The sequence below is a fragment of the Streptomyces sp. NPDC052107 genome, from assembly GCF_040680215.1.
GTDB lineage: Bacteria > Actinomycetota > Actinomycetes > Streptomycetales > Streptomycetaceae > Streptomyces.
In genome coordinates this window covers 1-20,147 of sequence record NZ_JBFAWG010000095.1, presented here as the reverse complement: position 1 = coordinate 20,147, position 20,147 = coordinate 1, and the positions used below count along the sequence as shown (strand labels likewise).

At 69.8% G+C, this 20,147-nt stretch carries 18 protein-coding genes and 3 pseudogenes; 10 read left to right on the top strand and 11 right to left on the bottom strand.

The genetic code is table 11. The annotated features are described in order from the left end of the window. Nucleotides 1-416: 416 nt before the first annotated feature. Together AB0M27_RS40700 and AB0M27_RS40695 are read right to left on the bottom strand one after the other, a co-directional pair. Entirely contained in the window at nt 417-893 is a 477-nt protein-coding gene (locus AB0M27_RS40700) for a hypothetical protein (RefSeq protein WP_365730026.1), read from the bottom strand. Nucleotides 894-944: 51 nt separating this feature from the next. Further along, a complete protein-coding gene (locus AB0M27_RS40695; protein ID WP_365730024.1) occupies nt 945-1,274 on the bottom strand; it encodes a hypothetical protein in 330 nt (109 codons plus the stop codon). A 150-nt stretch (nt 1,275-1,424) separates the two neighbouring features. On the opposite strand from AB0M27_RS40695, the pseudogene AB0M27_RS40690 reads away from it, so the two are divergent. Together AB0M27_RS40690 and AB0M27_RS40685 are read left to right on the top strand one after the other, a co-directional pair. Further along, a pseudogene (locus AB0M27_RS40690) lies at nt 1,425-1,556 on the top strand (helix-turn-helix domain-containing protein); the annotation flags it as partial. Nucleotides 1,557-1,639: 83 nt separating this feature from the next. Further along, complete coding sequence (locus AB0M27_RS40685) at nt 1,640-2,527, top strand: IS630 family transposase (protein WP_365730022.1); 888 nt, start codon at nt 1,640-1,642, stop codon at nt 2,525-2,527. Between the two features lie 126 nt (nt 2,528-2,653). On the opposite strand, the gene AB0M27_RS40680 is transcribed toward AB0M27_RS40685, so the two are convergent. Further along, entirely contained in the window at nt 2,654-3,619 is a 966-nt protein-coding gene (locus tag AB0M27_RS40680; protein WP_365730020.1) for a transposase family protein, read from the bottom strand. A 99-nt stretch (nt 3,620-3,718) separates the two neighbouring features. Here AB0M27_RS40680 and AB0M27_RS40675 point away from each other — a divergent pair, with 99 nt between their 5' ends. The 6 genes and pseudogenes from AB0M27_RS40675 to AB0M27_RS40650 form a co-directional block, all read left to right on the top strand. After that, a complete protein-coding gene (locus AB0M27_RS40675; RefSeq protein WP_365730019.1) occupies nt 3,719-4,873 on the top strand; it encodes a pentapeptide repeat-containing protein in 1,155 nt (384 codons plus the stop codon). 904 nt (nt 4,874-5,777) lie between these two features. Continuing rightward, on the top strand, nt 5,778-7,019 hold the full coding sequence (locus AB0M27_RS40670; protein ID WP_365730017.1) for a nucleotide sugar dehydrogenase: 1,242 nt from the start codon (nt 5,778-5,780) through the stop codon (nt 7,017-7,019). 458 nt (nt 7,020-7,477) lie between these two features. Then, the gene (locus AB0M27_RS40665; RefSeq protein WP_365730015.1) at nt 7,478-8,926 is read left to right on the top strand and encodes a glycosyltransferase; all 1,449 of its coding nucleotides are present in this window, start codon (nt 7,478-7,480) and stop codon (nt 8,924-8,926) included. Nucleotides 8,927-9,029: 103 nt separating this feature from the next. Next, nucleotides 9,030-10,661 (top strand): polysaccharide deacetylase family protein, encoded by a 1,632-nt coding sequence (locus tag AB0M27_RS40660; RefSeq protein WP_365730012.1) that lies wholly within the window; start codon nt 9,030-9,032, stop codon nt 10,659-10,661. A 9-nt stretch (nt 10,662-10,670) separates the two neighbouring features. Further along, a complete protein-coding gene (locus AB0M27_RS40655; RefSeq protein ID WP_365730010.1) occupies nt 10,671-11,570 on the top strand; it encodes a hypothetical protein in 900 nt (299 codons plus the stop codon). Nucleotides 11,571-11,779: 209 nt separating this feature from the next. After that, nucleotides 11,780-12,014: pseudogene (locus AB0M27_RS40650) on the top strand (IS200/IS605 family accessory protein TnpB-related protein); the annotation flags it as partial. Nucleotides 12,015-12,149: 135 nt separating this feature from the next. Here AB0M27_RS40650 and AB0M27_RS40645 read toward each other — a convergent pair. Then, on the bottom strand, nt 12,150-12,596 hold the full coding sequence (locus AB0M27_RS40645; protein WP_365730008.1) for a DUF1772 domain-containing protein: 447 nt from the start codon (nt 12,594-12,596) through the stop codon (nt 12,150-12,152). A gap of 91 nt (nt 12,597-12,687) precedes the next feature. Here AB0M27_RS40645 and AB0M27_RS40640 point away from each other — a divergent pair, with 91 nt between their 5' ends. Both AB0M27_RS40640 and AB0M27_RS40635 read left to right on the top strand, forming a co-directional pair. Continuing rightward, complete coding sequence (locus tag AB0M27_RS40640; RefSeq protein ID WP_365730006.1) at nt 12,688-13,266, top strand: TetR/AcrR family transcriptional regulator; 579 nt, start codon at nt 12,688-12,690, stop codon at nt 13,264-13,266. 528 nt (nt 13,267-13,794) lie between these two features. After that, nucleotides 13,795-14,289 carry a transposase gene (locus tag AB0M27_RS40635; RefSeq protein WP_365730004.1) on the top strand — a complete coding sequence of 165 codons (495 nt, stop codon included), beginning with the start codon at nt 13,795-13,797 and terminating at the stop codon, nt 14,287-14,289. A gap of 362 nt (nt 14,290-14,651) precedes the next feature. Here AB0M27_RS40635 and AB0M27_RS40630 read toward each other — a convergent pair whose 3' ends face one another. The 7 genes and pseudogenes from AB0M27_RS40630 to AB0M27_RS40600 all read right to left on the bottom strand — a co-directional run. After that, nucleotides 14,652-15,800 carry a hypothetical protein gene (locus AB0M27_RS40630; protein WP_365730000.1) on the bottom strand — a complete coding sequence of 383 codons (1,149 nt, stop codon included), beginning with the start codon at nt 15,798-15,800 and terminating at the stop codon, nt 14,652-14,654. 127 nt (nt 15,801-15,927) lie between these two features. Next, nucleotides 15,928-16,693: pseudogene (locus AB0M27_RS40625) on the bottom strand (IS256 family transposase); the annotation flags it as partial. A gap of 354 nt (nt 16,694-17,047) precedes the next feature. Further along, on the bottom strand, nt 17,048-17,887 hold the full coding sequence (locus AB0M27_RS40620) for a transposase family protein (protein ID WP_365729998.1): 840 nt from the start codon (nt 17,885-17,887) through the stop codon (nt 17,048-17,050). Between the two features lie 126 nt (nt 17,888-18,013). After that, a complete protein-coding gene (locus AB0M27_RS40615) occupies nt 18,014-18,634 on the bottom strand; it encodes a dihydrofolate reductase family protein (RefSeq protein ID WP_365729997.1) in 621 nt (206 codons plus the stop codon). Then, entirely contained in the window at nt 18,634-19,140 is a 507-nt protein-coding gene (locus AB0M27_RS40610; protein ID WP_365729995.1) for an SRPBCC family protein, read from the bottom strand. Before AB0M27_RS40610 ends, AB0M27_RS40615 begins: the two co-directional genes overlap by 1 nt. A 3-nt stretch (nt 19,141-19,143) precedes the next feature. Further along, nucleotides 19,144-19,485, bottom strand: coding sequence for a metalloregulator ArsR/SmtB family transcription factor (locus AB0M27_RS40605; RefSeq protein WP_365729993.1), 342 nt, complete (start codon nt 19,483-19,485; stop codon nt 19,144-19,146). Between the two features lie 96 nt (nt 19,486-19,581). Continuing rightward, on the bottom strand, nt 19,582-20,147 hold a 566-nt coding region (locus AB0M27_RS40600; protein WP_365729991.1), incomplete at its 5' end, for a hypothetical protein.

Here is a 20,147-nt window from a genome sequence, read left to right as displayed (position 1 = left end):
GACCCCAAGGGCTACCGCACCGATCTGAATGTCTGGTCCGCGAGGGACACCGACGACACCAGGGCCGCTGTCGCCATGTGGAACAGGCACCTGGATGGTTTGTGGAGCCTGGCCACGGTGCCTCCCTGGCGGCAAGTGACGGCCACGTGAGCAGGGGCTGCGGTGCTGTCGTGGCGGCTCGTGCGGCGAGCCGGCCGCGAGGATGACGACGAGTTTCACTAAGTGGTTCGCGCCGTAAGTCCTTCGGGGTTGACGGCGGGGGCGGTGTGGCGGGCGGAGTCTGGTCGGCATGGTGTCCCGCCATGTGGTGTAGCAGGGAGCTTGACGTAGCCGCTGGTCTGGGAGCCGCCACCGCACCGATGCGGGTCACTTGGCACGGTGGGGACCGGGTGGACTTCTCACGTCGGCTCGGGTGGTCAGCCGTGGTGCTCGAAGTCTGCGAATGGAGAGTCGCGCAGCGGAAGGGGCTTCGGCCACCAGGGCGGTCGGCCGTGCGGGCAGCGGGCGCTCAAGTAATCCCCATGCGGCGGCGCGGCGTTGTACGCGAGGTCACCGGCAAGGACGGCCGAGAGCATCAGCAGCCCGGCCAGGATTCCGGTCAACGCTCGGACGAAGCGGCGCCGCGACGGGACGAGGAAGCGTCTGGCCAGGAGGAAGCCCAGTGGGAACGCACAGCAGTACGCAGCGATGAGAGGGAGGTCGAAAAGGAGGTAGAAACGGGGGCTGTCCGCGATGTCGTACGCCGCCGGCCACGCCATGTTCATGCAGTAGGACCAGCTGTCGCTGATGAAGGAATCAGCTTCGGCCCAGGCCAGAAGGCCGAGCACCACTCCGGCGACTGGCAGCAGGCATCCCCACCGCCCACGCGAGCCTGGTGTCTGTTCTTCGCTCACTGCCCCTCCCGCCCGGGAAGGACGGCAGTCGGCGGGCAACGGTTCCGCTGGTCAGATGTCAAGGGCGGCGAGGTGGAGTCGGCAGGCGCAGTCGAGGGCCTCGGCGGGGGTGCCCGAGGGGCTGCCGGTGGGCAGGACGGTGTCCTCGTAGCGGTCGCTGCCGGCCAGGTAGAGGGCGAAGCCCCACCTCTTGCCGACGGTGCCGGTATAGCGCAGCCGCATCAGCTTGGCCCGTTCGCCGTGGGCCAGTTCCGCCTCTACGTAGGCGAAGGCGCCGCGGTGACGGACGTGCAGTTGCCTGATCTGCGGCCAGGCGGTGCGGGCGCGCTCGCCGAGGCGCGCCTCCACGGACAGGCGAGCGTGTTCCGAGGGCGTGGGCATGGCGCTCATCCTGCCCGAGGCCGGGCCCGGGGATGCGGCAGGCTACGACTTGTCCTTGATCCACTTCGTCCGATCGGCCTGCCTGCCTTGTCCGTTGCCGCCGCCCGTCCGATAGTCCCGCGCTCCGCCGAGCGCGAGCGGCTGAAACTGATGGCCTACGGCCACAAGACCGAGTACCGGCTGCGGATGCGCGCACAGATCGTGCTGCACGCGGCGCGCGGGCGCTCCAACGCGCGCATCGCTCGTGAGACCGGCCTGCACCTGGACACGGTGCGGTGCTGGCGGGGCCGGTTCGCCGACCATGGGCTCGCCGGTCTGAGCGGCCGCCCCGGTCGGGGCGGCCGCCGTCCTACACGCCGTTGCAGGTGGCCCAGGTCAAGGCGCTGGCCTGTCGGTTGCCCACCGAGACCGAGGTGCCGCTGGCGCGCTGGTCGTGCCCGGAACTGGCCGTCGAACTCGCCTCACGCGGCATCACCGGCCCGATCTCGGCCTCCACCGTGCGCCGCTGGCTGCGCGAGGACGCGATCAAGCCCTGGCAGCACCGCTCCTGGATCTTCATCACCGACCCCGACTTCCAGGTCAAGGCCGAGCGGGCGCTGGACCTGTACGCCCGCACCTGGCAGGGCGTCCCGCTCGGCGCGGACGAGTACGTCATCAGCGCGGACGAGAAGACCTCCATCCAGGCCCGCTGCCGCTGCCACCCCACCCTCGCACCGGGACGGGCCCGGGCGATGCGGGTGAACCACACCTACGGACGCGGCGGCGCGTTGGCCTACCTGGCGGCCTACGACGTCCACCGGGCGAAGGTGTTCGGCCGCACCGAGGCACGCACCGGCATCGACCCGTTCATGAACCTGGTCGCCCAGGTCATGAGCCAGGAGCCCTACGCCGGCGCGAAACGCGTGTTCTGGGTCGTCGACAACGGCTCCTCCCACCGCGGCCAGAAGGCCGCCGACCGCTTGACCGCCGCCTTCCCGAACGCGGTGCTGGTGCACACACCGGTCCACGCCTCCTGGCTGAACCAGGTGGAGATCTACTTCTCCGTCGTGCAGCGCAAGGTTGTCTCGCCCAACGACTTCACCGACCTCGCCCAGGTCAGGGACCGGCTCCGAGCCTTCGAAGACCGCTACAACGCCACGGCGCAGCCGTTCCAGTGGAAGTTCACCACCTCCGACCTGGACGGTCTGCTGGCCAGGCTCGACCGGCACACCTCCGATCACCAGGAAGAATCCTCGCTCCGCCTCGCCGCATGATCAACCCCCGAAGGACTTACGAACCCGACCACTAAGTCGTGCCCTGCACGGCTTACAACCTTGGGAGCGATTGAGTTCGGGGCGTGCTGGCCTGGCGGGTTGGCTGGTGGGTGATCAGCAGGCGGCCTACCAGGCGAGCACCAGTTCCGTGCTCGACTTGCGGCGGGTCGCCCGCCGGGCGGAGCGGTCGGAGACCAGGGCTGAGATCGCAAGGTGGGTCTCGGCGTAGATCTCGCGGCGGCCGGTGAACCGCTGCAGGGGCCGCCACTGCTTGTACTCGGCGTTGGTGTGCTCCACGCAGATCCGCGCGGAGGACTGGCGGCGGCGCTGCTCGCGCCAGGCGTGCTGCTCGCCCAGCGGCGCGTCGTCCTTCGGCTTCTTCGGCGGGGCGCTGACCTGGCCGGGGAACTCGTTGGCCAGGCCCCGGTAGCCCTCGTCAACCTCGGCCTTGACTCTGGGGTGCCGGTGGAACTGCTCGGCGATGCCCTCGGTGCGCACGGCGGTTTGGTCGTGCATGCGGCCCGGCCGGACCACACCGCTGAACAGGGTGCGGCCCTGCGGGTCACTGAAGGTGGTGGTCTTGATGGTGTTCTGCTTCTTCTTGCCGGAGACGAACGCCAGGCGGCCGGGGCGGTGGACGCGGGGGCGGCGGACCTGCACTTCGGTGCCGTCGATGCGCAGGTCAACGCCCTCCGCATCGGCGTAGGCGAACAGGTCCTCCAGCGTCCGCAGCCGCACCCCCGGCCGGCCGGGGACGGCGAAACCGCGGGTCGCTAGCAGCGGCCGGACCTCGCGGATCGCTCCGGAGACGGTAGAGCGGTCCACCCCGTACAGTTCAGCCAGCCCGGCGTGCGGGATCCCAAGCCGAAGGTGGACCAGCGTGACCAAGAGCCGGTCGACGAAGACCATGCGCTGCTTGGGCCCGGCGCCGGCCGCCCGCCTCCGGTCTCCGCCACGCCGCTCGCGGAGCGCCGACTCCCGCGCGGCCTGCCACCGGGGCGCGAGTTCTACGAGCAACTCGCCGAAGTGTGCGCGCGAGATGCCGGACAGGGCAGGATGGGAACAGGCCGCACGGGCCCAGGTGAGCTTCACAACTCATCCAACACGTACGGCCGTTCTCATGTCACGGGCCAGTGGCACAGCACTCTTGATCGTCTTCTGAGCGGCGCCTAGGCTCTCATGCCCATGGAGATGGGGGAACCAGACCGCGGGCGGCGGGCATGGCACGACGGGCTGGTCAGGCGTCGTGTAGCCGCAGGTCTGCTGGCCGGGGCGGGGCTGGTCATTCTGGGCACGGTGTTCGTCGTACTGCCGGGGGTGGTGGTCGACCACGATCTCGCCGGGGCGAGCGTCGCCGCGCAGGATCGGCTGAAGGCGGTGAACGATGTCCGTACGACGCTTCTGCAGGTGGTCGGCGGCCTGGTCGTGCTTTTTGGCGCGTACGCCACCTGGCGGCAACTGCGGGTGAGTCAGGACGGATTGCGCGCCACCCAGGAGGGCTACGTCACCGACCGATTCAGCCGGGCCGTCGACCAGCTCGGCAGCGACAAGCTGGATGTACGCATCGGCGGGTTGCACGCGCTGTGGCGGATCGCGGAGCAGTCCGCCCGCGACCGGGAGGCCATCATCTCCATCCAGGCCGCGTACCTGCGTACACACCTGCCCTGGCCACCCGCCGGGCCGGAATCACCGGCGGCAGACGTGCCCATCAACGACATCGCACCCCTGGAGACCCGCGCCGCCGACGCCCAGGTGGCGCTGACCGCGCTCGGCGTGCTGTGCCAGCACCGGGAGCAGTCCTGGGTCAATCTCAGCATCACCGACTTGCGCCGGGCCGACTGCGACGGACTGTGGTTCCCCGAGGTCAACTTCGACCGCGCATGCATGGAGGCGGCGGGCCTGTACCACGCAAATCTGACCCAGGCGTCCCTGGTCTCGGTCAACCTGCGGCACGCCGACCTCACGACTGCGATTCTCCGCCGCGCTCGCTGCATTCTGGCCGACCTACGGGCCGCGAAGCTGGTCGAAACCGACTTGCGTGACGCCGACTTCACCGAGACCGACCTGCGCGAGGCAAACCTGCGTAAGGCCGACGCCCACGGCGCGATCTTCCACCGCGCCGACCTCCGCATGGCCGACTTGCGCGGCACCGACTTGAGCACCGCCAACCTTGTCGAAGCACGCCTGACCGGCGCCCTGGCCAGTGAGCACACCCGCTGGCCCGCCGACTTCGACCACACGGCCGCCGGAGTCGTCGACACCGACGACCCCGGACCCGAGCCCTCGCCCCTACTCCAGCCGCCCGGGATGACGTGGCAGGCACCACCGCTGAGGTCCACTCCCTGACCAAGACGCGCCGGTCAAGACTGCGGCGACCGCGATCCGCCTGACCGGCGTCACTCCTCCTCAGCGGCGTCCTGATCGCGCAGAGCCCCAGGCCGCCAGGCAGATCCGGGAGCTGATATCGCTCCCCAGGTCGTTACCACGCTACTGCCGCAACCCCAAGTGCCGACGAGGCCGGACGCGGCTTGCCCGGTCTGCTCGGGTGAGGCAAGAACCGGGAACCCACTGGCGGGCAACGCCTACGTCCAGCCGTGGAGGGATGGGGGATTGACCCCGGATCTTGGACACCCGGGACACTTGGAATTTGAGCCCAGGACAACGGATGTCCTGTGGTCGTGAAGCGGGGCGGGCGGACGCCGTCCCAGACCGTGATGTCGCCGACGCGCAGGCAGTTGGTCAGGTCGTGAAGGAGCGCGAGGGCGCCGTCCTCCTTGAAGGCCCGCTCGACGTGGTCGAGTTCCGCCTGCAGCCCTGCCTTGCCGTACATCGGCCGGGCGAGTCAACGCGGCACAGAGCGAGGAAAAAGGAGCGGTGGAAGCCGACGACGCGCCAGGCCGGCGCGTCGCCGACGGAGCGCAGCTGGCGGGTCGGCCTGTGTCTTGTCGGATCCTGCGGGTGCGGCCGGAACCGGGCGCTGGGGCGCCTCGGAGGGTTATTTGCATAGGTCGGTCGTGTTGTCAAGTCACGGGATGACGCGGCTGTTCCGGGTCGCTGCGCCGTGGCCACGCTGATGGACGAGCGGCTGTGACTGGCCGCTCCGGCGCTTCGGTGCCGGCAATAGTTCCGATCTTGACAACTGTCCTGACCTTGTGGAGTTCCCATGTCGTCTGCCCTGCCACTGAAGCTGCCCCATCAGAGTTTTGCCGTTCCCGGGATCTCCTCGCCCGCTGATCATGCTTCGGCCGCGGTGGCCGTTGTCGGTCTCGGGTACGTGGGTCTGCCGACGGCTCTGGCCCTGCTTGCGGCGGGCAACGAGGTCATCGGTATCGATGTCAGCGAGAGCCGGCTTCAGGCCGTGCGTCGTCGTGAGGTGGATCTGCTGCCCAGCGATCATGAACGCCTCGCGGATTATGTCGAGGACCCGCGTTTGACTCTCACCTCCGATCCTGCCGCGATCGCGGGGGCGCGCACGGTCCTGGTCTGCGTGCCGACCCCGGTCGACCGGCATCTGGTGCCCGATCTCGGCGCGCTCAGCGCGGCGTGTGCCTCGGTGGTGGAGCACGCCGTTCCCGGGCAGCTGCTGATGCTCACCTCCACCACGTACGTGGGCACCACTCGTGACCTGCTGGTGGAGCCGCTGGCGAGGCGTGGGATGCGGGTGGGCGGCGACGTCTTCGTCGCTTTCTCGCCCGAGCGTATCGATCCGGGCAATGCCCACCATGCCCATGACTGCACGCCGCGTGTGGTCGGCGCGGCCGGCGAGCTGACCGGGGCACTGGCCGCGGCCGTACTCCGGCGCACCGCCCCGGCCGTGCACGTGCTGTCCTCGGCCGAGGAGGCGGAGATGACCAAGTTGTGGGAGAACACCTTCCGTGCCGTCAACATTGCGCTGGCCAACGAGTTCGCCGAGAACTGCCGCGCCCTGGAGCTGGAACCGGCGCCGATCATCGAGGCGGCGGCGACCAAGCCGTACGGGTTCATGCCCTTCTATCCCGGGCCGGGCGTCGGCGGTCACTGCATTCCGTGCGACCCGCATTACCTGCTGTGGCAGTTGCGCGAGCGGCGCATCGCCTCCCCGCTCATCGACGCTGCGATGACCGCGATCGCCGGCCGGCCGCGGCAGGTCGTCCGGCGCGTGCGCGAACTCCTTGCCGAGCACGGCCGCAGCACTTCCGGTGCCCGGGTTTTGGTGGTTGGCGTCGCCTACAAGCCGGGCGTCGCGGACCTGCGTGAGTCGCCCGCTCTGGAGATCCTGCAGGAGCTGGCGGAAGAGGGCGCCAAGGTGCACTTCAGTGATCCGCTGGTGCCGACGCTGCAGCTCGGCCCGGCCCTCCTGTCGAGCGTGAGCGAGCCCGGGGCGGAGAGCTGGGACCTGGTCCTGGTGCACACCGCCCATCCCGGCGTGGAGCTGGACTGGCTGGCGGCTCAGCCGGCGGTGCTGGACGCCACCTACCGGCTCGCCCCGCTTTCGGCCAAGGCCGTCGTATGAGCGACTTCCCGCACGGCGGGTGCCACGCCGGGCGCCGTACCGGATGCGACAGCGGGCTGTGCCGGGCCGGGGGGCACGAGGCCTCCCGCTGCCCGGTCCCGCCCTTGAGCAGTGAGACCTGGATGGCCGGGGACCTCCCAGGCGGCGGGCTCGCCACCCTTGACGCGCCGGATCCGGCCGCCGGGCCGGCGGCGGCGCAGCGCAGGGCCGTCCCGGCGGCTTGTCCGGCCAAGCAGCGCCAGGAACCGCCTGGGCGGCCCGGGAGCCGGTTGGGCGGGCAGGGGGTGCACTCGGCGTCCGGTGCGCCGGATGCCGCCCTTGGTGAGGCCGCTACCGGTTCCGGTTCTGGCTCCGCGGACGCCGGCCGTGTCCTTTCCGGTGGGGACGGCGCGGGGTGCTCCGTCACCGAGGGCGGCCGGCGGCGGTCCGTCGGGCGCCGGCGGGGCCGGTGTGCGGCGGTGGCCCGGTTGGGCCGGGCCGCCGGGGTGCTCCGTCGTCCGTCGGGGCCGGTGCGGGACTGGCTGGAGCGGACGGATCCGGCCGTCCGTCATGCCGCGCGCCGTGCGCTGACTCTGGTGGGTCTGCTGCCGCTGCTGCTGATCCTGGGGCGCGAGGCGCCCCGGCTGGTGCAGAGCCCGCTGGTGCTCGGCTACGGTTTCACCGTCCTGGTCGGCACGATCACCATGCTTTTCATCGCCTACAGCCGCTACGACGACCCTTCGCAGCGGATGCTGCGCAGGCGGCCGCGGCGGTTGGGTGCCTTCCCGGCGCTGCCCTCCAGGCCGCGGGTGAGTTTCCTGCTCGCGGTCAAGGACGAGGAGGAGTGCATCGAGGACTGCGTGCGCTCGATGGCCGGCGGTGACTATCCGGACCTGCAGATCATCGTGGTGGACGATCTCTCCGTGGACGGTACCCGGGGCGTGCTGCGCCGTCTGGAGGCCGAGCTCGGCATCACCGTGATCTACCTGGACAAGAATCTCGGCAAGAAGCACGCGCTGGTCCGTGCCTGTGAAGTGGCCGACGGCGACGTCATCGCTTTCACCGACTCGGACTGCATCCTGGCCCCGGACGCCCTGGGCCGCTGCGTCCGCGCCCTGGTGGTCCACCCCGAGCTGGGAGCGGTGAGCGGCCACGCCCGCGCGCTGAATGCGGGTCTCACCTTCTTCACCAAGGCCCAGGACGCCTGGTACGAGGGGCAGTTCCGGGTGGCGAAGGCCGCCGAGGCCACCTTCGGCTCGGTCACCTGCGTCTCCGGGCCGCTGGCGGTCTTCAGGCGTGACGCCATCTACAACTACCTGCCCGCCTGGGCCGGTGACCGCTTCCTGGGCGCGCCCTTCCGCTTCGCCACCGACCGTCAGCTCACCGGTTACGTCCTGGGCCAGAAGTGGAAGGGCCGGGCGCTCAAGCGCCGGTACGCCAGCTCGCCGTTCGTCACCGCCCAGGACTACCCGGAGCGCGAGTGGCGGATCGGCTACGTGCAGTCGGCCAAGGTGTGGACCAATGTCCCCGCCCGCTTCCGGCCCTTCATGAAGCAGCAGATCCGCTGGAAGAAGAGCTTCATCCGCAACCTGTTCTTCACCGGCTCCTTCATGTGGCGCCGGGGTGCGGGGCCGGCCGCCCTGTACTACGGCCACGCCCTGTGGGTGAGCGCCGCCCCCTTCATGGTCTTCTGTCACCTGGTCTGGGCGCCGCTGCACGGCGCGGCCTTCCTCACCCTGCTCTACCTGTGCGGGGTGTTCCTCAAGGGCTGCGTCTGGGGTCTCGCCTTCAAGATCGGGAATCCGGGGGACGTCCGCTGGCGCTACCGGCCGCTGATGAGCATGCTCTCCGCGCTGCTGCTGGCCTGGCTGCTGCCCTATTCCCTGGCCACCATCCGGCGCGGGGTCTGGTCGAGGAGCGCCGCCTGATGAACACCCTGCGCGCGGTCGCGCGCCTGCTCGCCGCCCTGCTTTCCATCGCCGTCGTCTGCGGCGTCTACCTGATCGTGCTCTCCCGAGGAGGGATCCTGCCGTGACCTCGACCGATCCCCTGCCGAAGCCGACGAAGCCGGCGAGCCCGCCACCCGGCCCGGTCGGCGGGGTCCGGCACCGCGGACGCGGCCTGGCGCACTGGCCGGTCCGCTTCGCTCTGGGCCTGCTCGCGCTGGCCGTGCTGGCCCTGCCGTTCCACGCGGCCGACAGGTACTACCTGTACCAGAAGTACATGAGCCCCCAGGTCAAGCTGTCGGACATGAGCCTTTCCCCAAACGCTCCCGCCCGGTGGAGCCGGGCGGGGCGGCAGCTGCCGGCCACCGCGGCGCCGGTGGTGCTGGCGTACCACGACATCGGCCCGCAGCCCGGCCCCTTTGTGGTCACCCCGCGAGCCTTCGACGAGCAGCTCACCGCCCTGCAGGCGGCCGGCTACCACAGCCTGACGACGAACGAGTTCATCGGCTACCTCAAGGGCGGACCGGTTCCGCCCCGTTCGGTCTACCTCACCTTCGACGACGGCCGAGGCGGCCTGTGGGTGTACGGCGACCGCATCCTGGCCCGGCACCACATGCACGGCGCGGTGTTCCTGATCACCGGCCGGGTGGACCACGACCGCCCGCACAACCTGTCCTGGAACGAGATCAAGCGAATGGCCCACTCCGGGCGCTGGGACTTCCAGGACCACACCCACGACCTCCACCGGCGCGCCCCGATCGACGCCGCCGGGCACAAGGCGTCCGCGCTCTCCCACCGCCTGTGGCTGCCCGATCGCAACCGCCTGGAGACACCGGCGCAGTACCGGTCCCGGATCACCGCCGACATCGGGCGGTCCGTCGACGACATCACCGCACATGGCCTGCCTGCACCGCGGCTCTTCGCCTTCCCCTTCACCGAGGCCACCGAGCGCGCCGGCATACCGGGAGAGACCCTTAAGGACCTGCTGTCGACGTACTTCACGGCCACCCTGACCGACGTCTCGGCGCGGCCGCTCACCGCCAGCCGCCGCGCCGCGGCCGCACACCAGGTCCAGCGGCTCGAAGTGACCGGCTCGACCACCCCCGAGCAACTGCTCTCCCGGATCGCACCATGGGTCCAGGTCGCACCCGCCGCTAACCTCCTTGACCGGCCCGACCTGTGGACCCGCCACGACGGGACCCGCCAAAGCGGCCTGGGCCCGTTCGTCGGAGCAGGACCGTTCCCGGCCCGCGCCCGCCACGTCGCCGCCGACTACCGTCGAACGAGCAGCCTGGACTGGACCGACTACCAGCTCGACGCCACCGTCCAAGGCCTGGGCGACGGCACGAACCAGGCCTCAATCACCGTGCGCAACGACAGCCTCGACCCCGTGACGGTCACCGTCAGCCGGGGCTACCTCACCCTCGCGCACGGCGGCCGCAAGGTCGCCACACGCCCGCTGGCCCCCGCGTCGTCCCACACCGTCCACGTCACCCTCAGCGGCGCCACCACCACCGTCCAGGTGGACAACGCCACCTCGGTGAGCTGGACCTCCCACGGCAGCGGCGGCGACCTCACCGGCGGTGTCGGGATCCGGACCGGGATCAAGCAGGCCAAAGCGCCCTGGCCGTCCTTCACCGCACTGCGGGTCTCCTGCAAGGCGCCGCAACGCGACGCGCACCCGGCCTCCGACAACCGCCAGACCAAGAGGGTGTAGGTGTAGGGGGTGACTCCACCCTTCCGCCGGCGCCGCCACCCCGCGTCCTCCGCCGACGCCGAAGCGACCCGCGACCACAGCGACGGCCGGAACACGAGCGCGGCCCAGGCGCGCCGACCGTCCCGGCGGGCGGTGCTCGGCGGCCTGCTCCTGGGCACCGCGGCAGCGGGCGCCGCGGCCGGTACCGTCGCAGAGCTCCTCACCGAGACGAAGACGGCGCGCTCCTTCAGGGCCCGCTTCCCCGCACACGGCCTGGTCACCAACGAGTACGCCTACCACCATCCGCACGACCCGCAGGCGCACACCTCGCCGGACTGGTCCGTCACCAGCGGCTCGCTGTTCGCCCGCGACGGCGACGGCTGGACCGGCCCGCCGGACGTGGGGAACACGGGCCCGGACTCGGCCCGGCACACCGACTCGGCCATCTTCCGCCTGGTCACCCACCGGCGGGACTTCGGGGCGGTGAAGGTGCGCACCTCGGTGTGCCCGGCGCCGCCGGTCATCACCCAACGCACGCCCGCCAAGGACTGGGACGGCGGCCACATCTGGCTGCGCTACCACGGTCCGCAGGAGCTGTACGCGCTTAGTTTCCGCAGGCGTGACGGGCTGGTGGTGATCAAGCGCAAGATCCCGGCCAAGGACGCCTCGACCGTGGACGGCGGGGACTACGCCACGGTGGCGCAGCGCAGGCACACCTTCCCCTACCGGACCTGGCACCGGGTGACGGCCGGCGCGGTCAACACGTCCTCCGGCACGGTGCTCCTCCGCCTCGACATCGACGGGCAGACCGTCCTGGCCGCCGAGGACCGCACGCCGGGCCCGCTGCTGACGCCGGGCGGGGTCGGTCTCCGGGCGGACAACACCGAGCTGCTCTTCAGGGACTTCACCGCGCTGGTGCCGCGCAGTTGAGCCACGGGGGCAGAAACCGGGCCGCCCCGAGGCCGGCGGATTCCACGATCGTGTGACCGGCCGGCCCGCGCAGCCGGCTCGGGGCCCGGCCGCCGCGAGACATCGGTGAGCACCGGCGCCGTGGCGGGGTCGGGAACTGCTGCTGACGAATGGCACTTGGACGCGTTGTGGCGTTGCGTGGGGGGCATCTCGACCGCGACGTGCGCGCGCCGGTCCGGCGACGGACGGCACCGCCCCCGCACGACCGTAGTGATCGTGCGGGGCATCGGACCGTCCAGGCCGGACCGGTTGTCCCGGGACGTAGAGGACACCCGCCCTCGCATTCCCGGACCACGGACACGATCCGCCGGCGCCGGATGCGGAGCGAAAACGGGGGACCCGTCGGCCCACAACCGTTCGGGGCACGCGGCCGAGCACGAGTTTCGGCAACAGGACCCACAGTGATGATTGCGGTGGCACCGCTCAGTCTCTGGGAACGGTCCTGGGTTCCCAGGGCGGTATTAGATCCGTGCGCATCGTCGGCTGCTGCCCGGGGCGTGGGGAGTGTGCGCCACCTGCGCGCGGTGTCGGCCCGCGGGCTCAGACGAGGGCGGCGACGAGCAGGGTGAAGGCGGCGATGATGACGGCGACGCGGACGTAGTGGAAGCGGTCCCAGCGGTTCATCTGCTGCTTCCAGTCGGCGGGCCGGTTCTCGGGGGTCCACGTCTTGCCCCGGTTGTTGATCGGGACGAGCAGCAGGATCGACATGATCACGCTGACGATCAGCAGCGCGCCGGCGGTGACGACGAGGCCGACGCCGTCGTGGTGCCATCCGGCGACGGCCCAGAGCGCGACGAGGACGAGCGAGCCGATGTACCAGACCGGCATCACGGCGCCGAGCATCCGGCCCCCGTGGGCGCGGCCGAGTTGGCCACTGTCCTCGGGGAGGGCGTTGAAGATCGGGTTGATGACGAAGGCGACGGAGAACTCCACCCCCACCATCACGCCGACGACCACGGTGGTGACGACCTCGAGTGCGTCGAGCATGATGACCCCTCCAGGGATCTAGCGCCGCTAGATGATGAGGCAACGCTAGTACTACTGCCGCTCTCTTGTCTAGCGGTGCTAGGATCGAATCATGTCGGTACAAGAACGCAAGCAGCGCGAACGGGCGGAGCGCGAGCGCCTCATCGTGGCGACAGCCCGCGAACTCGCCGAGCAGCAGGGCTGGGACGCGGTCACCACCCGCCGGCTCGCCGAGCGCATCGAATACAGCCAGCCCGTCCTCTACAGCCACTTCCGCGGCAAGCGCGAGATCATCGGCGCCGTCGCCCTCCAGGGCGCCACCGAGATGGCCGCGGCGGTGCGGGCCGCGACCTCCGCCGCGGACGACCCGCGCGCCCGGGTCACCGCCCTCGCCCGCGCCTACCTCGACTTCGCCGAGCACAACCCGGCGGTCTACGACGCCTTGTTCCAGCTCGACGGCGGCCTGGCGTACGCGCAGGAGGACACCCCGGAACCTCTCAAGGACGCTTTCGCCGCGCTGCTGGAGAGCCTGGGCGAGGTCGCCGGGGACGGCGTCCACCCGGGACTGTTCACCGAGGTGTTCTGGGCGGCCCTGCACGGGCTGGCCACCCTGACCCGGGCGGGACGGCTGCCGCCGGAGGACACCGAGCGGAGGGTGGAGCTGCTGGTGGACCGGCTCGCCAAGCTCTGACGCACCGTCCCGGCGGGCACGCAGTCGGGGTCCTCCAGCGCGGCTGCCAGCCTGCGGCATTGCTTCCGGTCACTCGCGCCCACACGGCGCAGCCGCAGATCGCCGGGGCCCGTACCCCAGACGGGCACCGCCCCGCAACTGCGATGCTCATTGATCACGACCCGATATGCGCCGTAGTCGGGCTTCGCGGGCGAGGGCCGCTACGAGCGGGTGGTGGGCAACCATCGCCTGAAGATCGTTCATCCGATGGGCGGGCCATGCTCGACGCGATGGTCGCCGGAGAACGCAACCCGCGCACCCTGGCCGACTTCGCCAAGGGCACCTGGTCAAGAAGAAGCCGGCCCTCATCGAGGCCATGACCGGGCAGTTCGATGACCACCACGCCCCGGCTCCTGCGGGTGCTGCTGTCCACCGTCGACCACCTCACCGTACAGATCGACGAACTCGACCGGCTGATCGCCCGGACGCTGGAGGAGATCACTACCCCGCCAGACAGCAGAGGCACCGGGGACGAGGCCGCCGCGGTCAGTGCACGGACCCTGGCCGAGAAACTGGACGCCCCCCGGGATCGGGCCGGCCACCGCGCAGATCATCCTCGCCGAGATCGGCGCGGACATGAGCCGCTTCGCCACCCCCGACTACCTGATGTCCTGGGCCAAGCTGTGCCCCCACACGATCCAGTCCGGAGCGAAGAACATCTCGGGGCCGGCCGGGCAGGGAAACTCCTGGCTCAAGGGCGCTCTCGGTGAGGCTGCCAACGCCGCCGCCCGCACCGACACCTTCCTCGGCGCCCGCTACCGGCGCATCGTCAATCGCCGCGGCCATGCCAAAGCCCTGGTCGCCGTCGCCCGCTCGATACTCGTCATCGCCTGGCATCTGATCAACGACCCGGACGCCTTCTACCAAGAGCTCGGTGTCGACTGGCACCGCCGTCACCTCGACCCCGCCCGCAAAACCCGCGACCTCGTCCGCCAACTTCAGGCCCTCGGCCACCAAGTCGCGCTCAGCCAGGCATCAGCCTGACCGTCTCGTCTCACCGTCATCCGGTCCGCAAGCGGCCCGGATGCTGCCGCCTGCCCTCCCGCACATCGATTTTCCGATCAGCTTCATCAACGACGCCGGACGGGGGCGACACCAGCGTTGTCGCAGGTTCGAATCCTGCCGCAGCACCACCTCTGAACAGCGCACTTACCCCTTCCGGGGAGGCGCGCTGTTCGTTCCGACCCCGACTCGTCCACGCCCGAGGAAGCAGGTTGTGCCGCGCAGACCGCGACAGCCGAATGATCGCCCCATGCCAGCCGCCCACGGAATCACCAGGCCTCCGGCTAGCAGCGCCAACACATCCCACCCCGGCAACAGACCGACTGACGTCCCACCGCCGCCGCTCAACCCCCACTCCCGCGGATGGGCTTCGGGATCACGAGTTGGAGGATACGCGCCAGCTGGATGATCTGCCGGGGGCTGAAGATCTTCTGGTGGGTGTCCAAGACGGCCACGGTGGCGTCGTCGAAGGCGCTCACGTTCTGACCGGTGACGTTGGCGACGAAAGACCGCAACTGCTTGTTCCCCGGCGTGGGCGTGCTTCGGCCATGGGGTGCGTAGTAGCCGTTGTCGGCGGGGGCGACGAACGTGGCGAAGGGTCCACCGCCGGGGGTGATGTTAGACGCGTTGGCGGTGAGCAGGCGCAGGTTGCCGTGGGTGTCGCGATCGTTGACCCGCAGTAGGAGCGCGCTGTTGATACTCCGGGCCAGCTCGGTGCCCTGGGTGGCCAGGCCGGGGTCCTCCAGGTACAGCTGCCCGGCGATGAGGGCCTCCAGGCTATGGGCGATGAACTCCTCGACGTTGGCGGGGTTGGTGGCTTCCGGGTGTTGATGGAGGGTCTCGTGGGCCAAGACCACGGCCAGGTGTCGGAAGTCCGCGTTCTTGTACCGGTCACTGACCTGGATCTCCGGCTTGCCATCCGGGCCGGTGATCGCGTGGGCACCTTCCATCCCGCTGGGAAGGGGGACCCAGCTGATCGCGGTGAAGGGTCCATTTTTGATCGCATTGATCGAGGAGTCCGCGAGAGTCCCTTTCAGAACAACGAGGGACGCCCGGAGATTTGGGTCAGGCACCTTCTGCTTGAGCACCGGGTCGCGGTAGAGGGCCAGGGCTGCCTCAATACCCGGCTCGTTGCCGTGGAACCGCTGAGTGAACGTCTTCTTCAACTGCCGAACGATCTTCGCCTCGGTTGACTGTGTCGGAGGCGGGCCCTCGGGGTAGGGCGGGGCCTTAGGGTAGGGCGGGGCCTTAGGGTAGAAGCGTGGACTGAACAGGTCGACGTTCGTCGGTGCGAACGGCTGCTGCGACAACTGCCGCCGCGCCAGCTCATCCGCGCCATCCCCCGACGCCCCTGGGGCCGGAGACATGTCATCGGCTGGCAGGGATATGGCAGCGGCCTTCGGGGCGGGTGCCGCTGCAGCCAAGGGTGCGGACAGGGAAGCCGCTGCGGCCAGAGCAAGCCCAGTCACGCGGCGCAAGTGCGAAGTGGTCATGCCATGAGAATCTGCCCAGGTCGTCGTGATCACACAGCAACGCCCGCCGTTCGGGTGACCGCACGCACAACACCCCACTGTGGACATCGCTGGTGACGGCGCGATCACGTCCCAGGAAGCGGTGTAGTCACTGGTCGAGCTGATTCGGTTCCGGTGGGGGAAGCCGGCGGTCATCCCGAGTCGGTTTGGGGTTGAGGAGTTCGGCCATGGAGCCTTCGGAGAGGTAGCGAGCGGTCGAAGACCTGCCATTCGTCATGGAGCTCGGCCAGGACCGCGGCGGCCAGCCGGTCCGGGGCCGCAGGGTTGGGGAAGACCTGGACGACGTCGGCCCGCCGCTTGATCTCCCGGTTCAGCCGCTCCAGCGGGTTGGTGGACCAGATCTTCTTCCAGTGCGCGGGCGGGAAGTCCGCGAACGCGGTGATGTCCGTCGCGGCGTCCAGCAGCGTGGTCTTGACCTGGGGAAACTGCCGTCCGAGCATGTCAGCCACCACGTCCAGCTGGGTGCGGACGGCCTGGGCGGTGGTCTGGGCGAAGATGGTGCGGATCGTCGCCGCCACCATCTCCCCGGAGCCCTTGTCGATCACGCTGAAGACGTCTCGGACGAAGTGAACCCGGCACCTTTGCCAGGCCGTGCCGAGGAAAACGGTGCGGATCGCGGCCACCAGTCCGCTGTGGCTGTCGGAGATCACCAGCTGGACATTCTCCAGGCCACGGGCCCGTAAGGAGCGCAGGAACTTCGTCCAGAACGGCTTCGACTCGCTGTCGCCGACCATCAGCCCGAGGATCTCGCGGTGGCCGGTGGCGGAGATGCCGGTGGCGATGACCACGGCCTGGGAAACGATCCGATGGTTCACACGCGCCTTGCAGTAGGTGGCGTCCAGGAAGACGTATGGGACAACGGCGTGGTCCTCTTGTACGCGGACGGGAGATTACGCCCTGTTGATCAGCTTCTGGAAGGGTCACGCACAAGCAGCATCACCGCGTTGCGGAAGGTCTCCTCAATGCTTCTGAGCCGGGCAAGTCTGGTGTACGGCGGATGATTTGGGGTGGACACCACGGCACACCGTTGGAAGGACCCCGGGCCTGGTCACGGCTGGTCCCGGCTGGCACGGCCCTCGTCTCTGAGGCCCGCGTTACGTCAATGAGCACGGTGCATCGTGAAAGCTGCATGTCAGACGGCCTGGTGTGCGTAGGCGTCGGGAGGCTCGGGCAGGTCCGGAGCGGTAGTCCACCGACAAGGTCGTCCGTCAGCGGGCGACTTCCCGGTTCGTCAGCACCAGCAGGGCCCGCACGAGCGCAGTCGCCCACCTCGGATCCGGGCGGACCTTGCCGAGGACACGCCAGTTCTTGAGATGGGCGAAGCCGTGCTCGACCGGGGCCCGCACCGCGGCCAGTGCCTTGTTGGACAGCTTCTGACCACGGGTCAGGGGCCGGTTGCGGGCGGCCTTGTATCCGGTGATCACCGCCGGGTCGGCGTCCGGACCGGCATCGTCGAGTCCGACAAACCCCAGGTCGGCGATCGCGCCGAGACCGGCCGCCCGCAGGTGAGCGGTGAGTTTGTCGTGCCGGCAGGCGGTGATCTCCGAGGCGCGTCCGGGCCGCACCGCGGAGGCCCATACCAGTCGGCCGCGGTCGTCGGTGAGGGCGATCACGAGCAGGCCGTGGCATTTGTGCTTGCCCGAATAGTTCTTCCGGTTCTCGGTCCCGGTGCGCCGCCGGGTGCGTATCAGGGAGCCGTCCAGCAGCACCACCCCGCCACCCTTTCGGGCGATCTTCCTCAGCGCGCGGTCCAGACGCGGGGCGCGGGCGGCCAGCAGACCGACGACTTCCCGCACCCAGCGGGTGACGGTGGTGCGGTGCACCCCGTTCCCGCCGGCCAGATCGCCGGGCCGCTGGTCACAGCGCAGGACCGCCAGCACGATGCCGGCGATCTTACCCGGGGGCTGGGCCCGCCACCGCGAGCCGATCTTCTTCAGGTGGCCGCGTATCAGGTCGGCGAGATAGTTCAGGGTGGCGCTCGACAGCGGCAGGCGGGCGGTGTAGACAAGTCCGTCAGGACCCTCGGTGAGACCGTTGTTTTTCCTCACACCAAACTCAACTGCCGCCGGGGGCCCGCCAGTTACGCAGCTATTCACAGTTGGCCGTGGTGGCCTGCTGATTCAAGCGTGTGCGCCGTGGGTGCTCGGGGTCGCTGAGGTGGAGTGGTGGCGCGGCTACCGTGGGTGCACGGCGTAGGTCAGGTGCGTCACCCGCGACGACGGCTCCGAACGGGCCGGCTCCAGCGCGACCCTGGACGCGTCCACGCCCTCGAACAGGCGGATTCCGGAGCCGAACAGCACGGGCGACAGCGCGATCGAGAACTCGTCGATCAGGCCGGCGTTCACGTACTCCAGGATCGTCGCGCCGCCGCCCGCGATGCGGACGTCGCGGTCGCCGGCGGCCTCGCGGGCCTGGTCGAGCGCGGTCTCGATGCCGTCGTTGACGAAGTGGAACGTGGTCCCGCCCGGCCGCTCCCAGGGGTCACGCTTCGTGTGCGTCACGACGAAGACCGGCGTGTGGAACGGCGCCTCCTCCGGCCACATCTGCTCGCCGGCGTCGAACATGCGCTTGCCCATGACGCTCGCGCCGGTGCGCTCGAACGTCTCCCGCACGATGTCGTTGTCGCGCCCCTCCTCGCCGCCCTCTCCCAGCTTCAGGTTCTCCCGGAAGAACCGCTGCGGAAAGATCCACTGCTGCAGTTCCATCCACTGCTGCCCCATCAAATCCCCGAGGGACTCGGGCGCGATGAACCCGTCCAGCGACATCGACACGCTGAAGAACACCTTCCCGGCCATCAGCCCTCCGCCCCCTTCCGAACGATCTCGGTGACGTAGGCCGCCAGATTGCTCAGGGTCTGCTGGCCGCCCTCGATCGCGTGGTACTTCTCGACCGCCTCGTCGCGCAGTTCCTTGGTGGGGAACACCGTGCGCATCACGATCCGGGTCGCCGCGCCGTCCGGCGCGAAGGTCAGGACCGACTCGAAGGCGTTCGGGTCGTCGCGGGACTCACCGTGCAGCAGCGCGATCCGCTCCGGCGGGGCGATCCGCAGCCAGCGGATCCACTCGGAGTAGTCGGTCCCGTCCGGCCCGTGCAGCACGAAGTCCCACTCCCCGCCCTCGCGGAACTCGAAGGACCGCGTGGTGGTGGTGAACCCCTCCGGACCCCACCACCGCGACAGGTGCCGGACCTCGGTGAACGCCTCGAACACCAGCTCCCGCGGGGCGTCGATGACCCGGGAGATCACGATCTCCCGGTCGGCCGTCGCCGGCTCCGCCCCTGCTTCTTGCCTTGCCCCTGCCATCGGTCATTCCTCCTGCCGTGTCTGCTTGAGGTCCTGCACGTAGGTGTCCAGCCGGTCGAAACTCTCGCTCCAGAACCGCTCGAATCCGCCGACCCACTCGTGGACCGGCCGCAGCCCGCGGGCGTCCAGGCCGTAGAGGCGCTGCTTGCCCACCCCGCGGACCCGAACCAGCCCCACCTCCCGGAGCACCCGCAGGTGCTTGGACGCCCGCGGCTGGCTCATCCCCAGCTCCTCGGCCAGGTCGGTCACCGGCCGCTCACCCGCCCGCAGCAGCGCCAGGATGTCCCGGCGCTGCGGCTCGGCGATCGCGTTGAACGCGTCCGACGTCGTCGCTGCTCGTGCCATGGCAGCCATCATATTCCCATATCGGAATACGTCAAGCGGTTCGGGAATCGGGCGAGTCTTGTCGGATGACGATTGCAGGCCCCCGGCCCCGCCCAGCTATGTACGTGCGGTGAACCGCCCGTCAGGGCGCTTGTGCAGCCAGCCGCGGTCGGCGAGCTTGGTCATCTTCGCCCGCAGCGGCTCCAGCCTGCCGCGCACCGACGCGTCCAGGCCCAGCCGCTCGCCAACCGCCCTGACCTGCACCGGGCCGTCCGCCTCCCGCACGATCGCCAGGATCTTGCGGCAGTCGCCCGGCAGCGCACCCTCGTCGGCCGCGTCGCTGCGGTGCGGGATCAGCAGTACCGCCCGCCCGGCCACCTTCGCCGATACCGGAGCGACCGCCTCGACATCGGCCTGGGCCTGCTCGGCCAAACGATTCAACACCCGCTCCGCGATCGCCAGTTCCTCCCGCTCGACCTGCAACTCCTGCAACTGCTTGGTCAACCGCTCGGCGAGGGCGTCCAGTTCGCTCCGGCGAGCGGTGATCCACTGCCACTCCTGCATCTCCGTAGCGTCTCTGATTGGCTTAGGGGTCCTTGCAGAAAGATCTTGTTGTGGCACGGTGGAGATGTACGTGATTCCGTGCTTCGTGGGGGTGACCATGACGCGGCGGAAGCCGTGGG

What these genes read in the sequence shown, in the direction of transcription:
- AB0M27_RS40695 (WP_365730024.1), bottom strand. Translation starts at nt 1,274, where the DNA reads ATGCCCACGCCCTCGGAACACGCTCGCCTGTCCGTGGAGGCGCGCCTC.
- AB0M27_RS40675 (WP_365730019.1), top strand. Translation starts at nt 3,719, where the DNA reads ATGGGGGAACCAGACCGCGGGCGGCGGGCATGGCACGACGGGCTGGTC.
- AB0M27_RS40645 (WP_365730008.1), bottom strand. Translation starts at nt 12,596, where the DNA reads ATGCTCGACGCACTCGAGGTCGTCACCACCGTGGTCGTCGGCGTGATG.
- AB0M27_RS40640 (WP_365730006.1), top strand. Translation starts at nt 12,688, where the DNA reads ATGTCGGTACAAGAACGCAAGCAGCGCGAACGGGCGGAGCGCGAGCGC.
- AB0M27_RS40630 (WP_365730000.1), bottom strand. Translation starts at nt 15,800, where the DNA reads ATGACCACTTCGCACTTGCGCCGCGTGACTGGGCTTGCTCTGGCCGCA.
- AB0M27_RS40615 (WP_365729997.1), bottom strand. Translation starts at nt 18,634, where the DNA reads ATGGCCGGGAAGGTGTTCTTCAGCGTGTCGATGTCGCTGGACGGGTTC.
- AB0M27_RS40610 (WP_365729995.1), bottom strand. Translation starts at nt 19,140, where the DNA reads ATGGCAGGGGCAAGGCAAGAAGCAGGGGCGGAGCCGGCGACGGCCGAC.
- AB0M27_RS40605 (WP_365729993.1), bottom strand. Translation starts at nt 19,485, where the DNA reads ATGGCACGAGCAGCGACGACGTCGGACGCGTTCAACGCGATCGCCGAG.